General features: G+C 55.7%; 14 protein-coding genes. 10 read left to right on the forward strand and 4 right to left on the reverse strand.

The genetic code is table 11. From position 1 onward, the window contains the following. Positions 1–306 precede the first annotated feature (306 nt). Positions 307–1,266 carry an AraC family transcriptional regulator gene (locus tag J5276_RS27015; RefSeq protein ID WP_013637417.1) on the forward strand — a complete coding sequence of 320 codons (960 nt, stop codon included), beginning with the start codon at positions 307–309 and terminating at the stop codon, positions 1,264–1,266. A gap of 413 nt (positions 1,267–1,679) precedes the next feature. Here the strand turns inward: J5276_RS27015 and rnk are convergent, their stop codons facing one another. Continuing rightward, positions 1,680–2,093 (reverse strand): nucleoside diphosphate kinase regulator, encoded by a 414-nt coding sequence (gene rnk, locus J5276_RS27020; RefSeq protein ID WP_003517236.1) that lies wholly within the window; start codon positions 2,091–2,093, stop codon positions 1,680–1,682. A 519-nt stretch (positions 2,094–2,612) separates the two neighbouring features. Between rnk and J5276_RS27025 the strand changes: the two genes are divergently transcribed. The 6 genes from J5276_RS27025 (at position 2,613) to J5276_RS27050 (ending at position 7,946) form a co-directional block, all read left to right on the forward strand. Next, entirely contained in the window at positions 2,613–3,038 is a 426-nt protein-coding gene (locus J5276_RS27025) for a GreA/GreB family elongation factor (RefSeq protein ID WP_065687585.1), read from the forward strand. Between the two features lie 181 nt (positions 3,039–3,219). Beyond that, a complete protein-coding gene (locus J5276_RS27030) occupies positions 3,220–4,122 on the forward strand; it encodes a DMT family transporter (RefSeq protein ID WP_247750011.1) in 903 nt (300 codons plus the stop codon). 89 nt (positions 4,123–4,211) lie between these two features. Continuing rightward, positions 4,212–5,561, forward strand: a complete 1,350-nt coding sequence (gdhA, locus tag J5276_RS27035; RefSeq protein WP_060643039.1) for an NADP-specific glutamate dehydrogenase — start codon at positions 4,212–4,214, stop codon at positions 5,559–5,561. A gap of 64 nt (positions 5,562–5,625) precedes the next feature. Next, positions 5,626–6,498 (forward strand): hypothetical protein, encoded by an 873-nt coding sequence (locus tag J5276_RS27040; protein ID WP_247750012.1) that lies wholly within the window; start codon positions 5,626–5,628, stop codon positions 6,496–6,498. A gap of 497 nt (positions 6,499–6,995) precedes the next feature. After that, positions 6,996–7,532: an NUDIX hydrolase gene (locus J5276_RS27045; RefSeq protein WP_112651589.1), complete on the forward strand. Its 537-nt coding sequence runs from the start codon at positions 6,996–6,998 to the stop codon at positions 7,530–7,532. Between the two features lie 207 nt (positions 7,533–7,739). Then, on the forward strand, positions 7,740–7,946 hold the full coding sequence (locus J5276_RS27050; protein ID WP_019565739.1) for a hypothetical protein: 207 nt from the start codon (positions 7,740–7,742) through the stop codon (positions 7,944–7,946). Between the two features lie 340 nt (positions 7,947–8,286). On the opposite strand, the gene J5276_RS27055 is transcribed toward J5276_RS27050, so the two are convergent. Next, entirely contained in the window at positions 8,287–11,421 is a 3,135-nt protein-coding gene (locus J5276_RS27055; RefSeq protein ID WP_209159964.1) for a response regulator, read from the reverse strand. A 155-nt stretch (positions 11,422–11,576) separates the two neighbouring features. Here J5276_RS27055 and J5276_RS27060 point away from each other — a divergent pair, with 155 nt between their 5' ends. Next, positions 11,577–12,584 (forward strand): sensor histidine kinase, encoded by a 1,008-nt coding sequence (locus J5276_RS27060; protein ID WP_065703158.1) that lies wholly within the window; start codon positions 11,577–11,579, stop codon positions 12,582–12,584. A 534-nt stretch (positions 12,585–13,118) separates the two neighbouring features. Here the strand turns inward: J5276_RS27060 and J5276_RS27065 are convergent. Continuing rightward, on the reverse strand, positions 13,119–13,724 hold the full coding sequence (locus tag J5276_RS27065; RefSeq protein ID WP_112651681.1) for a J domain-containing protein: 606 nt from the start codon (positions 13,722–13,724) through the stop codon (positions 13,119–13,121). Between the two features lie 382 nt (positions 13,725–14,106). Between J5276_RS27065 and J5276_RS27070 the strand changes: the two genes are divergently transcribed. Beyond that, positions 14,107–14,361, forward strand: coding sequence for a plasmid stabilization protein (locus J5276_RS27070; protein WP_038496682.1), 255 nt, complete (start codon positions 14,107–14,109; stop codon positions 14,359–14,361). Continuing rightward, positions 14,358–14,777, forward strand: a complete 420-nt coding sequence (locus J5276_RS27075; RefSeq protein ID WP_112651585.1) for a type II toxin-antitoxin system VapC family toxin — start codon at positions 14,358–14,360, stop codon at positions 14,775–14,777. The genes J5276_RS27070 and J5276_RS27075 overlap by 4 nt, the downstream gene beginning before the upstream one ends. A 139-nt stretch (positions 14,778–14,916) precedes the next feature. Here J5276_RS27075 and J5276_RS27080 read toward each other — a convergent pair whose 3' ends face one another. Next, positions 14,917–15,813 (reverse strand): dihydrodipicolinate synthase family protein, encoded by an 897-nt coding sequence (locus tag J5276_RS27080; protein WP_112153468.1) that lies wholly within the window; start codon positions 15,811–15,813, stop codon positions 14,917–14,919. Positions 15,814–15,819 lie beyond the last annotated feature (6 nt).

The raw sequence follows: 15,819 nt of genomic DNA on the forward strand, positions 1-15,819 counted from the left end.
CGATGAGCCACCTGTAAAGTGCAGGTGTGTTTCTGAGGTGCAATTTTTTTGCGACTATTGCCAGCGTGCCGGACAAATGTCCTCTGAACCGTTCACTAGACATTGAGAACGTCTTCCGCAACGCAGAGGCTGATTGCAAGCATGACTGATTACGACCGAAATGGAGCAATACCCTCGGTTGATTCCCAGATCTAAATGATGCCGCACCGTTGGTTATTATAGGGACATATGATGCCATTTCAGGTGATTTGAGTTGGTACCTAATGCGCTTTTTATCACGTCAACCTGTGTTGGGATGTGCGGGAAATGTCGGACGGGCTGTACAAAAAGCTCAAGATCTCGTCGAGAGATATTGGGGAAGTCGAAGAGTATCTGAGTGAGGCGTATGCTCCCGTCGCTGTCATGCCACTGGGCTCACACGACAACTACGGGGTCACCGGTCAACTGGCCGTAATCGATGAAGTATTCTTCGAATGGTCGGCGACCATAGGTTCGTATCGCGTTACTCCCATTGCGATGTTCGACGCTGTTCTGTTTAATTTCGCGAGCAAGGGAGCGACCGAATATGACTTCCGGGGTGAAAGGCTATCGATTGCGGCTAATCAGGTCATTGGCTACCGGCACGCCGATAGCGTGGATGTCCTTGATGGTAGCGAACATTCAACAGTCGTTATCTCAGACGCTCTATTATCAAGACGCATGTCGATATTGCTCGATCGGCCTGTGGTTCAGCCGATCGAATTTAGCAAACGCGCTCTGGATCATGGCAAACTCGAAGGGCTTCCGGCTCTTGTTCAAATGCTGAACGGTTCACCGTTACAAGGAATTGCCAGGTCATTGAATAAGCAGTCTCCGAGTATGGGTAATCTGATCGTTGACAGTTTTCTTCTAAACTATCCGAACAACTACACGCAAAAACTTGAGGCGCCTGTGCCCGTCATTGCTCCACGACAAGTCCGTCGAGCGATTGATTATATCCATGCGCACCCAGCGGCTAGAAGCTCTCCTGAACTCTTGGCGGGCCTGAGCGGGGTCAGTGTTCGTTCTTTGCAATATTCCTTTTTGAACTGCGTGGGACAAACAATAAGTGAGTATCAGCTTGCTCTGCGCCTTCAAAAAGCTCGCGACGAGATCGATCGGAATAAGGATCGGTCCGTAAAGGAGATTTCTCAGGCGTGGGGATTTGCAACCCAAAGTGCCTTCACCCAGAGCTTCAAAAAAGCATTTGGGGTCAGCCCATCTCAACACCGGAAGGGCGAACTTTAGGCGCTGGATCGTCCATGGCATTTATCCGCCTCGTTTTTCGGCGTGGCAATGGCGTTGCAGGATGTGTGACATCAGTCAAGCATAACCATCTGAGCCGCCACCTGCTCCTCGAACAACTTCGAGAAAGAGGTGATGGGTGCCGAAACGATTGCGCTTCTAGTAGCTCATTCAGATATTCAGGTGATGTTCATTCACGTTGAAACGCAAGGCGGTATGCATGGATCGAAGCTTGCCGGGTCATCCAGGGACAGATGGCCAACCAAGGGAGTGGAAGATGAAGCTCTCTGGCATCGATTGGGATCGCAATAGTCGCGATTACTCGCGACGTTTGAATTGTGACCTCGTCAATCGGTGGATGCGGACGGTCGCCGTCAATTTGTAAACGGGTTCTCGTATCATCCGGAATGAGGGTCTTAAGAGGCGTTGACCGTTAAGTCGGCCATCACCTCAAGGACGGTCAACTTGTGTGAATGCCCGTCACGGCCCTTCCACTCGATCTGCTGTCCGGGAGAAAGACCAAGAAGAGCAGCTCCAATCGGGGTCAGCACGCTGACCATTGAGCGTTCGATGTCGGCGAGGCCGGGGTAACAAAGAGTTACCGTCCTTCTGGCTCCGCCTTCCGTCAGGTAGGATACCGTCGATCCGACCGCCACTGCGTCTGCGGGGAACTGGTCATCCTCTACGACATCAGCACGCTCAAGTTCGATAAGCAACTTCTCGGCATCGTCGAGGTCGCGCCCCGGTGCCGCCAGTGCAAGAGCGGTCAGACGAGCGTGGTCAGTCTGCCGGACGATGATGGACGGCTTTGTGTAATCAGTGGTGTTCATTTCATATGCCTCGTACCGCGGCCGAATAGCTGCGTTTTAAAAAGACTGCTTGTGGAGGGTGAGGTCGCGCAATCCCGCAGGATCAAAGCCCGGGTTCAGACGCGCGACAGCAGTCTACGTCCCGGGCTAGTATCCTTCGACGGGATACTCTCGGCAGAGGCGAAATTTATGTGAATTGCCAATTTTCAACATGGTGCCCTAATCATGGCATGCCTGAGGGGGAAGTCAAGAAGCGCTCCGTGAGACGCTGCCCGGCGCTTTTGATCTCGGCAAGTGCCCTTGACTTCATGGCACCTTCCATAAATGCTAGGTTGATGTTGAACGAGAGCAAAAGACGCGCAGTGAGCGCTTTCAGGGTCTGCCCCATCGCAGGATCGTAACCGGGTCCGGCCACTGTCGCCTGCCGGATCCAGAGTGGCTACGTCAACACGTTCGCCTTACCATCTGCGGCAAGTCTCTCTTCAAACAAGTCAACGCCCTTCCTCTAGCGATGGGGTTGTTGCGCAGGTCACAATAAACATGTCTTCACTCAGCCAAACCATGCCCATAATCGGGGCAACAGACTTTCACACACTTAGCCGCCTGACGCTCGTGGCCCTGACCAATGATTTCGACGTCGGCCCCGACTTGAGTGAGAAGCTGGAAAACTCCTGGGTCTTGGCAGACGAACAGGTCTCGCTCGACACGGTCTGCCTAGGATCAACTGTCTCGTATGATGTAGAGGGGCAGCAACGCCAGGTTACCCTTGTTCTCCCGAATGAAGTGCTGGCAGACGCGGGCCGCTTGTCTGTATTGACGCCTGTTGGCGTGGCGCTCTTGGGCCTTAAGCCCGGGCAGCGCGGCGAGTGGAATTCTCGCGATGGACACAGACATCAATTGACTGTCGTCCGGGTCGGCCGTGCCGGTGAAAGACGAGCAGCCGCGGAAGCCTTCAGCCACCTCTGAACGCGATGATATCGACGCAAGAAAGGTCTGCAGGACCGGATGTCTGCGCTTGCTTGCGCACGTTCCTCCGCCCTTTGAACGCACCAACAACATCTGTTTCGTATGGTGCTTCAGATGTTTGGCCAACAAAAGTGGACCAAGGCTTCCTCTATTGCGGCAGCACAAGCTGTCCGGAGCAATCATGGAAAAAGACACACATTTTACTGGAATGCGGGGGCGGGCAGGTTTTGCGCAGGGACTTGGCTGGATGGCGCTGAGCATGGCGTCCTTCATAAGCATGGCTGTCGGGTCTCGCGAGCTCGCATCGACCTTGTCGATCAGACAGGTGCTGTTTTTCCGGGCTCTCGTCGGTCTCGGCGTAATTTTGCTGGTGGGACGGTCACTCCTGCCGCAGATCCGTCAGAAGAAACTGTTTCCAAGGCATCTCGCCCGAAACGTCGTTCACTTCACCGCCCAGTATTTCTGGACCATTGGCGTGGTCGCTCTCCCACTGGCCTCGGTCTTTGCACTCGAATTTACGATGCCGATCTGGGTCGCATTTTTCGCCTGGCTTTTTCTCAAGGAGCAGCTAACCGGGCCGCGGCTTCTCGCAACCCTTGGCGGTTTCATCGGTGTTCTGGTGATAGTGCGTCCAGGATTCGGCGTCATTGATCCGGCTGCTGGTTTAGTGCTGCTGGCGGCCGCGGGCTATGGGCTTTCCTTAATTCTCGTCAAGCAGCTCACGAAAGAATGCTCACCAGCAATCATCGTGGTCTGGATGATTCTCATTCAACTGCCGCTGGGACTGCTGGCCGCGTTGACGGACTGGAGGGACGTCAGCCTGTCCGATATTCCGTGGATGATGGTTGCCGGCGTTGGTGCCTTGAGTGCGCATTACTGCCAGGCACAGGCGCTTAAGCGCCTCGATGCATCTGTCATCATGCCTATCGACTTTTTGCGTGTACCCATGGCTGCGGTCGTCGGGTTCTACGCTTACGGAGAAGGCGTAGACGCCTGGGTCGTCATCGGCGGATGCATAATCCTGCTGTCGAACTTCCAGGCGATGATGTCCGAGCGAGTGAGGTCAAAGAACCCCGATGTCTGACGAGCCAAGGCAGTCACCCTCGCCGGCAGTGATCAGGCTGCCTTGCCCATGCCGATCTTCCTTAAGCTATTAAAAAAACGGAGTATTTGATGGTTCACGTCGACGAAAAACTCGAACCCATTCTCAACGAAGTCTTGCGCCGAAACGCAGGAGAGTTCGAGTTCCACCAGGCCGTGCGCGAAGTCCTGGAGAGCCTTGGAAGAGTCATTGCTAAACATCCGCGTTATGCGGAAAACGCCCTCATCGAGCGGATTTGTGAACCGGAGAGGCAGATCATCTTTCGTGTGCCTTGGGTGGATGACAACGGTCAGGTCCAAATCAATCGCGGATTCCGCGTGCAATTCAACTCTGCTTTGGGTCCCTATAAGGGCGGCATTCGGTTTCATCCCTCGGTCAACGTCGGTATTATCAAGTTCCTCGGATTCGAACAGACGTTCAAGAACGCCTTGACCGGTATGCCCATCGGGGGAGGGAAGGGCGGATCCGACTTCAATCCGCGCGGACGATCTGATGGCGAAATTATGCGCTTTTGTCAGTCGTTCATGACTGAGCTTCATAGACATATTGGCGAATACACCGATGTTCCCGCTGGCGACATCGGTGTCGGCGGTCGTGAGATTGGCTATATGTTTGGCCAGTACAAGAGGCTGACCAATCGATTTGAGGCGGGAGTCCTGACCGGGAAAGCCCTGTTCTATGGCGGTTCGCGCGCTCGCAAAGAAGCGACAGGTTATGGGGCGAGCTACTTTGTGCGCAGGATGCTGGCCTCCAAAGGAATGGACTTTTCAGAAAAGCGTGTGTCGGTTTCTGGTTCGGGCAACGTTGCAATTTATACAATGGAAAAAGTAAGCGAGTTCGGCGGGAAGATTGTCGCTTGCTCCGATTCAAACGGTTATGTCGTTGATGAAAGCGGGATTGATTTCGCCCTGGTCAAGGAGATCAAGGAGGTCCGCCGAGGACGCATCTCGGAATACGTGAAGCTCAAGGGGTCGGATGCTTGCTTTGTCGAGGGAGGATCAATCTGGGATGTTCCCTGTGACGTGGCTATGCCCTGTGCAACGCAGAACGAACTGACTGGTAAAGACGCAAAGACGCTCGTCAGAAACAACGTCATCGCGGTGGGAGAAGGCGCAAATATGCCGTCGACTCCCGAGGCTGTAAGGTTGTTTCAGGCGGCAGGCGTCATGTTCGCGCCTGGCAAGGCCGCTAATGCAGGAGGGGTCGCCACGTCTGCTTTGGAAATGCAACAGAACGCTTCCCGTGACAGCTGGACGTTTGAGCAAACGGAGGCGCGCCTCGCAGACATCATGAGTGCGATCCATGATGTCTGCGCGGAAACCGCCGAGGAATATGGCGCGCCGGGCGATTACGTCCTTGGTGCAAACATCGCCGGATTTGTTCGGGTCGCGGAAGCTATGGACGCGTTAGGGGTCATCTAGGCGATCACGAGCGGCGGCCCAGCTCGACTCCTGCTGTCCGGGAGGAACGCATCGGTGATGATTATTGGACCTCAAGCCAGACCGGAGCCGCTGCGCCTCAAAGCAGGAGCGTCACCCGATCGCACGCGTGCGATCGGGTCGTTCGCCAATTCAGTCGCTCCAATGGTCTTTGTTCTCTTTGTTGAGAACAAGGCGTTTTTCAGAGGTTACCACCTTGTTTCCTGCCCTGCTTGCCAAGACCAATTTTGGTCTTGATCATGCTACTCTGGCTGATGTCGCCGCTATCCTATGTGAGGACGAGGCCTGCCTTGCACCGATTGCTAACGCGGCTAACGAGACGACAGGCGAGCCACGGTGGATTGCTCTGGCTTTAATACATGCACTCTGGCGGAAGGCTGGAGTCGACCCTCAGGTGATGTCCTCCGTCCTTAAAGCCTGGCCGGAGATAGTGGCATCGCTCGAAGCGGTTATGTGTTTCCGGGCGAATGCGGCCGCCGAAGAGAGCGATCCATTCATGTTCTATCAACCTGTCGCCGCCCACTCGATCCCCGTTGCTGGTCTCGATGAGTACATTGATCTGGTTGAGAACCGCTTCATTATTTGGAGGCGTCCCAGCATCGATCGGAAATCTCTGGGAAAAGCATTGATCGCTGGACGCAGGTCGGACAATGATGCCGCTTATCTTGCCGCCTTAAGATCGCTGCAAGCTCGACCGACATACCAGAGCACCGGGCTTGGCTTTACCGATGGAAGCACGTTCTTCCACAATGAGTGGGGGCGCAACCTAGCTGAGCAGGCGCTCGAATCGTCAGTGCTGTGCAACGACCGGTCAGGTCTGTTGTTCGATAACAGCTACGTCTGCAAAACCTCCATCAATGTCTCGATCGTCGTCCGCGCGTTCAAGCGAAAAGCTCTGGGTCTGACAGTGAGGCTATAAAGTGACGCAGAGCTTGTTGCCGCTGAGTGGATGTCACGAGGTTCGTTCACGTACGATTTGGCGCGAATGGTCCGACATCATTCCTATCGTGCGGCAAAAGGTCACCTTGCAGTCAACGCGATCCTTGCCCAGATAAGCATCATGAAAACGACCATGAAATCCCTATTTTTCAGGCTTATTGATCAGGCACGTTCCCTAACCCGGAGCTGGCAGCACTGAACCTTTAACGCCGCCATAGACCCAGCCGCTCCGGGAACCACGCAATTGAAAGTGCGGTTCGTATGCGTCGCTCGCGCGACGTAGCCATGGAGCGTTTTAATGTCCCACCCTCGCCCCCTTCCAGTCTGCCCTGCCTGCAATCGTCAACTGCCGGGTGCCGCCGCCCGGTGCCCTTGGTGTGAAACCTCTGTTCCACTGAGAGCCGCACGCAAGCCTCATAGTTGCAAGCGCAACGAGTTCCGGCTGCCCTTTCGCTGGCTTGCGGAGACCGCAGGACAATGACACGCGCTACGACAGCAAGCCGGATCGTCTCGTCACCTGATGACAGAGGTCAGTTGCAGCAGGTCGGAGTACTTCCCTGGCGGATCGGGCGCGACGGCGAGCGCAAGGTGCTGCTTGTCACGGACCGTGAGCGCGAGCGCTGGATCGTGCCCAATGGCCCGCTCGTGAAAGCATGTCCGCCCCTCGTCATGGCCTCACGACATGCCCTCAAGGTGGCAGGAATTATTGGCGACATGTCCCCGGCTCCGGTAATGACATACAGATACATCAAGACTCTCAACGATGGGCCTCAGCTTGTCTGCTGTGTCACGATATTCGGTATGAACGTGCGTGGCACTTTGACCCACTGGCGCGAAAAAGCGCACCGAAAAAGACGATGGTTTTCTCCACAAGCGGCGGCGGACAGGCTGGGTGATATCGCGCTTGCCGATTTTGTACGGAAGCTCCATGCAGAGCTGGGATGTCGGCATGCCCGCCGTCACTCTGGCCGCCTGATCCTGGGGTTGAGCGAGCGGCAAGGTTCTGGTGTCTGACATGCCGACGATGGAGCTAACGGGTTTCGCGCTCACCATGCGTTACGTCTTTCCTATCCGAAGGGTTAGTGCCGGACGCTGATTGCCTGGCGCCAATAGTTGCGACCGCGACATTGGCGTCAGGTTTCTCGCAACCCGACACGAAAACTGCGGAGCAAATCTGGCCGCCTGTGCCATGGCAATGCCCGCATTCGGAAAGAAGCAGTCATGACTTTCAGATATATTCACACCCTTCCTATCAGCGGCCCCAACAAGTTGCCTCGTTTCAGGCGGTGGGCTGCCGAAAATATTCCCGGCATTGCCGTCTCTCTGCCGCCCCAGGTACCGGTTAAGAGCGAAGCTCTAACGGTGCGATTGAAATCGGTCGAGGATCGCAACACGCTGATCGCGAAACTGGAGGGCGTCAGCCTCTAGTGATCTCGTGCCCCGCGGCGTACGGCTGATCCGGATCGAGCTGGTGGCGTTCTATGCCGCGCGGTTCTTGTCGGTCGAGCTATGCCTTACGCCGCGCGGGCGTCGACTTCGGATCAAAACCGAAAGGCCCATTAACCGGCGAAGGGTGCCGTGGCCTCGCTTGCCCAGGGGGATCGAGGTATCTCCACAGATCCAGTCCCACAATCGTGATGACCCGGCGGTCAACAGCGCAGGTGGGACTGGATACTCAACCTTGCGCAAGTGGCAGGCTACCATCGCCAAACAGCGCGATGGCAAACGTGGTTATACCCGTGCGCGAGCCATGCCAGCCAAATTGCGGTCACACGGTCCGATCGGCCTTACCCAACACCTGTCGCAGCCCATCGATACTGAAAGGCTTGGACAATTGCTGCGCATCGGAAATGCCCGAGGCTGTCTTGGCGTTGTCGTCACCGCTTGCGAAAACGATCCGCACGTTTGGCCAGCGTTCCCTTACATGCCTTGCAAGTTCGATCCCGGACATGCCGGGCAGGCCGACATCTGTCAGCAAAATGTCGATCCTGTTGGTCTCAAGGACGCTGAGGGCATCTTCCGCTGAGTTAGCCTCGTGCACCGTGTGACCAAGCTCCTCTACCATGTCGACCGTCGACATCAGGATAAGCGGCTCATCCTCAACGATAAGGACATGCGGTTTTGCGGACACCGTTGGGCGGCTATCACGCGGCTCCTGCTCGGGTGCAGGCGCGGGCTCCTGGCGCTCCATCCGTTGCAAGGCAATCCTGTGTTGCTGCGCGTTGTTCAGGACGTGGCGGACTTTGCGGGCCAGTGCCTCGCGCGTGTAGGGTTTGGATAGCAACTCGACACCAGCGTCCAACCGGCCGCCGTGGACGATCGAATTTTCGGTGTAGCCTGAGGTAAATAACACGGCCATGCCAGGGAACTGAGCCTTGGCCTTCCTCGCAAGATCTGTGCTGCGCATCGGGCCCGGCATCACGACGTCCGTGAACAGCAGGTCGATCTGAACGCCACTGCTGACGACGGCGAATGCGGACTGTGCGTCTCTTGCTTGGAGGACGCGGTAACCAAGGTCCGTCAGCAGCGCCACCGATGTTTCCCTAACGCCGTCATCGTCTTCCACCACGAGAACAGTTTCAGTGCCACCCGTCACCGCAATGGCCTCTGGATCACTCAGGCTGTCTTCGACCTGCACCGTGCGCGGCATATAGAGTTTCATGGTCGTCCCATGCCCGACCTCGCTGTAGATTTTGAGGTGGCCGCCGGACTGCTTAAGAAAGCCGTAAACCATCGACAAACCTAGGCCGCTTCCCTTCCCGTCCGTTTTCGTGCTGAAGAACGGTTCCAGGACATGTTCGATGATATCCGGCGATATTCCTGACCCCGTATCGGTCACTGCAACGAGTACATATTGTCCGGGACGGACATCGTCGTGCGAACGGGCGTAATTGTCGTCGAGAACCGCATTTCCGGTCTCGATTGTCAATCGTCCGCGGCCTTCCATCGCGTCCCTCGAATTGATTGCCAGGTTCAGTATGGCGTTCTCCAGCTGACTCGGATCGATCAGCGTATTCCATAACCCGCCGGAGACAACGGTTTCGAGTTCTATCTCTTCGCCCAGTGCCCGGCGCAGCATATCGTCCATATTCTGGATGAGTTTTCGAACATTGACGACTTTGGGCTCGAGCGGCTGACGGCGGCCGAAGGCCAAAAGCTGCGATGCCAGCTTTGCGCCGCGGGCAACGCCGGCCAAGGCATTATGCAGGCGTTGTTCTGCCCGCCTATTGCCGTCGATATCTTTGGAGAGAAGCTGCAGGTTGCCGCTCACGACCTGGAGAAGATTGTTGAAGTCGTGCGCCACGCCGCCTGTGAGGTTACCCAGCGCTTCCATCTTTTGCGCCTGCCTCAACGCGATCTGTGCGGTTTCGCGCTCGACAGTTTCTTTCTCAAGCTTCAGAAGTGCTGTTCTCAGTTCAAGAGTGCGCTGCTCGACTTTTTCCTCAAGGGTGTGGTTAAGGCTCTGAAGCTGATCCTCAGCACGCTTCTGGTCCGTGACATCGAAGCCATCAACGAAAATCCCGGTCACTGATCCGTTAAGATCAAAAATTGGCTGGTAGATCAGATGTACGAAGCGCTGATCCGGCTGCTCCTTGCCATCCCGTTCCAGGAAAACAGGCACATAACGACCTATGTACGGCGTGCCCGATCGAAAAACACCGTCGAGCAATTCGAAGAAACCTTGCCCGGCAATCTCAGGCAGCGCCTCTCTGACACTGAGGCCAAGGAGCTCGCGATGCCCGACAAGTTGATTATAGGCATCGTTGACCAGCTCGAAAGTGTGTTCAGGCCCGCTGAGGATGCACATGAAACTTGGGGCTTGCTGGAACAGGGCGCGCATCCGATCCCGCTCCGCGGTCCGAAGTTCCACTTCTGAGGAGAGTTGACGATTGAGCTGCTCGAGTGCCAACGCTGCTTTTTCCCGGATCTCGGCAGCCTCCGCAAGCGCCGCTGCGCGTCGACGTTCCGTTTCGAACGCTTCGGCGCTCGCCAAGCGCGAGGTGATCTGGCCGGCAATCAATTTAAGGAAATCCAGGTAATCGTCGCTGACCGCCCGATGCGGATTGAGCCCGGTGATCATTACCCCCTTGGGTTGGTCGCTGGCTTGTCCGACCAAAGGAATGACCGCAGCCTGAGATGGCGCTCTTTGCCAGGGCCCCGACGGGATGACGTCTGTGGCCGACAACTTTATCAGATCCATTGCCTGTTCTTGCCAGGCGCGTTCAAGGTTCCAGATGTCCACACCACGGTTTATTGTTACCGGCAATAAAGTGTCGTCTTCAGTTGTGCCGCAAACCCACCGGCGCATCGCATTGCCGTTCTCGTCAAAGACATAAAGTGCGCAGAAGGGAAGATCCTGAGGGTTGTCGTTAAGCGCTTTGCGTGAAGCGTTGAAGACTTCGACCTCGGTGTCGGCCACGGCAAGGCCAGACGCCAGAGTGCGCATGGTTGCCAGGCGGCGTTCACTGATGACCCGCTCGGTTTCTTCCGTGACCGCGCAGAAGACGCCCTCGACCTTGCCACTGTCTCCGATCAGCGGACTGTAAGAGAAGGTATGGTACGTTTCTTCCGGATACCCGTCGCGTTCGAGAAGCAAGAGCAGCGCGCGGTCCCAGGTTGCCTCTCCGCTTGAATAAACGGTTTCCAAGCGCCCTTTGATGTCATTCCAGATTTCAGACCATAATATCTTTGTCGGCACAGCAAGTGCGTTGGGGTGCTTATTTCCCAAGGTCGGCCTATAGGCATCGTTATAGAAAAAGGCGATGTCTGGACCCCAGCCAAGCCACATTTCAAATTTTGAGGTGAGCAACAGCCGAATTGCGACCTTCAGCGCTTCGGGCCACTCGTCTGGACAACCAAGTGTACTATCCGCCCAATCATGGCGCCGCATCATCTGCGCCATCTCTCCATCGCCAACAAATATGTCCCGATACCGGTCCGAAATTAATGCCATTCCACTTCCATCCCAATAAAGCACATCCTACGTAGAACATTGATAACGCTTCGCTGGCCAGCTAGTTCTAGATCGATGCCAGCTTTTGTATGGGTGGGAGACATTTGAAATTGAGCAAAGGCACATCACAACCTGAATGGAGTACAGCCGAGCTCAGGCGTGCTATCCAGTCGGCCGGGGTCGCGCTCTGGGCCTGGATCGTCGATGACGACACGTTTGTGATGGATGCCAAGGCTTACGAACTCTGGGACATTTGCGGCGAGGTAGACCTCACTTTCGAGCATCTTTCCGCCAAGGTGCATCCCGCCGACCGAGACCGCGTCAGGGCGGCGTTCGTCGCAACCCGCGCCATCGACGGCCCGTTTGAAATTGATTTCCGCATTCTCACGAACGCCTCCGACGTTCGTTGGATTTCCGCTCGAGGCCAGGGCAACGAGGGAGACGCTGCAACCGAAAAAATGACAGGCATCTTTCTTGACGTCACGGGCCGCAAGCAGGCGGAGGAAGGGCATGAACTCCTTGCCGGCGAGATGAGCCATCGCGTCAAGAATATTCTGGCTCTGGCCTCTGGATTAACAAATATCACCTCGCGGACGACCGAGACAAAAGAGGAAATGGCAAAGCAGTTGACTGAGCGACTGACGGCCCTCGGCAGGGCCCACGAACTGGTGCGCCCGCTTCCCGATGGCCAGGGGAGATCGGCATTGCTCGGTGACCTCTTTGCTGTGCTGCTTGCCCCTTACGACGACGTCGGAGCTTTTGCAGGTCGCATCCGCGTTGCGGTGCCGCGGATGGGATTAGGAGAAAAGTCCGCAACCAGCCTGGCACTCGTGATACACGAGTTGGCAACGAATTCGCTCAAATATGGTGCCTTGTCGAATAATGCGGGATTGCTCGACATATCCGGTTCTGTAATCGAAGATGAGGTCGAGATCGTCTGGAGCGAACACGGAGGCGACCCTGCCCAGTCGCCCAGATCGTCAGACGGTTACGGCAGTAAGATGTTGCACAGGACAGTCTCTGGACAACTCGGTGGATCAATCGACTATAACTGGGTAGAGGGCGGAGTCGTTGTAACGCTAAGGGTGAAAGAAAGCCATCTTTCTGGATAAATGATCGGGGACCGAGAGTTGGCCCTCAAGCACCCGGCGTGCCGAGACAAAAGCCGAAGTCCCAACCACCGACAGGCTGGGCGCCCTTGCGGGGAAGCATCGACGCGCGCTCCACCGAAACTGATGGAGCCTCACCGTTCTGCGGGACTGAATATGGGCAATCAGAGTGTCGCACGGTTGCGTGGTGACAACATAGAAATCGGTATCCCTGTATCTTTCGGCCATTTAAGTGGCGATGACGGCGATTCTCCTCAAGGCAGAGTTTGTCCAATAGCCATCCGGTGTCTTCGCTTTTGCGGTCGAATAGCGAAAAATACAAATCACGCCGAGGGCCCATTGCTCAGCGCAACCTCGCGCAACGGAGAACGTGTCTGCTCGCAGCTCCTGGGCGAATAACGGAGATGCTCTTTGAATGCACTTGAGAAATGTTGGCTTAAATTGAGGTCCGAGTGATCATCTCATCTATGCGTTGGAGCGGGTCAGTGGCTCGGGTCCCTCGAAGGCAGAGATCTTAGGCCCCTTTTCAAACAGGCTTTAGCAAAAACCGTTCAATTTAAGGATTCGATACGCTTCGATTGAGCTTCGAAGTGCATCCTCAGAATTGCGGTCTCCGTCATTGGCGTCGGGATGGTGCATTTTGAGCCTCTCCTTATAGCGGCTCTTGATTTCTTGGGATGTCGCCTGGGAAGAAAGGCCAAGTGTTTCGAAAGCTTTGGCTTCCAGTACCTTGAGCTTTCTCTGTTGGGCGCCGATCCGCGATTGCCCCTGCCGATCGGCTTTGCGAGCATTTAGCGTTTTTGCCGAGCCTGAACGAACTGAAGACGGTAACGGAGTTTCAGTCGCCGCGCTCACCCTCGTTCCCCAGGTCGGGCGCGCACCCGTCGTCGCTTCCTTCTGGTAACGGGCGACGTCGGCATTGGAGGGTGGTGTCGTAAAACTATAACCTTTGTTGTAGTCAGTCACATGCTCAAGGCAGAATAAGAGGTAAAGACCTTCTGCACCCGATCCCACCGGCGCACGGTGAGTACCGCTCTTTTCACACCCGTCCCATTGGCATTTTGGGCCTATGGCTTCGCTGGCCGATGGCGAGCGTTTGCGAGCGGATCGAAGACCTACGAATATTTTCGAATCATGCGTCATTGGAACTATATGGACGCGGAGGACCCCTAGGGCAACATCAGACATGTCCAATCTCGATTAACACGGACAGCCTGCGCGATAGCCAGCCTCACCGGGGGAAGCACTGTTTTCTTGGAAATTGGCCATTTGGAAATGGCCAGTATGGAAAATTTCGGGTCATGCTCATGTCTCGCTGAAAACCCCGCCCGCTCGACAATCATTCTCGCAAGGTGTGCATAGATCTTCTCGATAAGACGATAGCTCGTGGTTGCGGTATCCTCGACGGATTGCCGGCCGCGAAATGAAAACGGGTCAAATCCTGCTGAAACTCAATACTTTTGAATTTTAGCATCATTATTGGTATTTTGATATCAAAGAGATCATTTTTCCAAGGATGATATCAATGCCGGCAGTCACCATTCGTAACCTTTCTGAAGAAACACATCGCGCTCTGAGGGTGCGAGCGGCTCATCATGGCCGGAGCACGGAGGCCGAGATTCGTGACATTATTGAAGCGGCTGTTCGTCCTCCGGAACGTATTCAGCTCGGGTCCTTGCTAGCGGCCATTGGTCGCGACGCAGAGCTTTCCAACAGCGACGTTGAAGCTCTTCAGAAAAGTCGCGACAAGACACCTGCTAAGCCGATGACCTTCGAATGATCCTGCTTGACACCAACGTCACATCCGAACCTTGGAAACCGGTTCCGGACGAGGCGGTGATTGCCTGGTTGGACGCCCAAGCTGTCGAAACGCTGTTCATCTCCGCAATAACGATTGCGGAACTTCGCTTCGAAATTGCTGCTATGCCTTCAGGCAGACGGCAAACTATCCTCCGCGACCGTATCGAGGGCGAGGTGCTGCCACACTTTTCCGGCCGCATCCTGTCCTTCGATCTGGCTACTTCTCAGTTCTACTCTGAACTGATGGCACGCGCTCGAGCGTCTGGGAAAGCGATCGGCACGGCCGATGGCTACATTGCAGCCACAGCCGTAGCAAATGGCCTCACGATCTCAACTCGCGATACAAGCCCTTTCGAGGCTGCCGGCGTGAAAGTGATCAACCCCTGGTCCAGATAACCACAATGGTTATCTGGGCGTGACACAAGGCATTGTTTGTTCATCGCAACCGAGCCGGTTAGGCGCATAATTCCACAGATGGGTTGGGTGCCATCATCGGCATCGTAGTGTGTCTCCATAGTTGGGAATGAGGCTTCTGTCATTGCCAGCTGGTAAGCAGCACTTCAAGTGTTGCACGATCCTCGTCGTCCAGACGGGCGAGTCCTGGTGCTCGAACTGGGCCAACCGCAAGCCCCTGTATCTGCATCGCTTCCTTTACCACAGTCACATTGGCGCCGTTCCGGTATCGTGTCCGCAGCCGTTCGAACAACTCGATCTTTTCAACGATCTTACGTGCGGCCGAGAAATCGCCGGCCGTCAGTGCATCATGAACTTGCAGGGAAAATTGCGGTGCGACATTGACGAGACCGGATGTGAAACCGCGGGCTCCGACGGCGCAGAAGGCGGGAGCCCAGCTTTCTGCCAGTCCACACACGTAAAGTGAGCCGTCAGGATCGGAAGCGGCGATCGCACGCGACAGAAGCATAATATCGGTCGTCGCGAACTTTATGCCTGAGACATTCGGATGGCTCGATAGTCTGACCATGTCGTTGACCGAGAACCCGTCGGCGCGGACATAGGCTACGAGAGGCAATTCGCTGCCTTCAGCCAGGCCGATAAAATAGTCGATCTGTGATTGCGGCGCTGCGAACGGGTCAACCGGCTGGTGGGACATGACCGCAGACGCGCCCATCTCCCTGGCCCGACGCGCCATGGACAGGGCCTCCCGCTGCGAGCGTCCAATCGCTGCAGTAACGGGGGCTTGCCCGTTCACCCCTTCAATCGCGGCTTCGTAGACCTTGAAAATTTCAGCGGGCGTCAACGCGTAAAACTCGCCGGTATTGCCCGCAGCAACGATATTGTGGATGCCCGCCTTTGCTACACGGGCATAGGCTTCGATGGTGACAGCTATATCGACTTCCCCGTCTGTCTCGTAAGCCGTTACGGGGACGCCGGAAATACCGTGCAGAGCCTGGCGGAAATCGAATGTCGTCATCAACTG

It is taken from the genome of Agrobacterium sp. S7/73, assembly GCF_019355535.1.
Lineage (GTDB): Bacteria > Pseudomonadota > Alphaproteobacteria > Rhizobiales > Rhizobiaceae > Agrobacterium > Agrobacterium tumefaciens.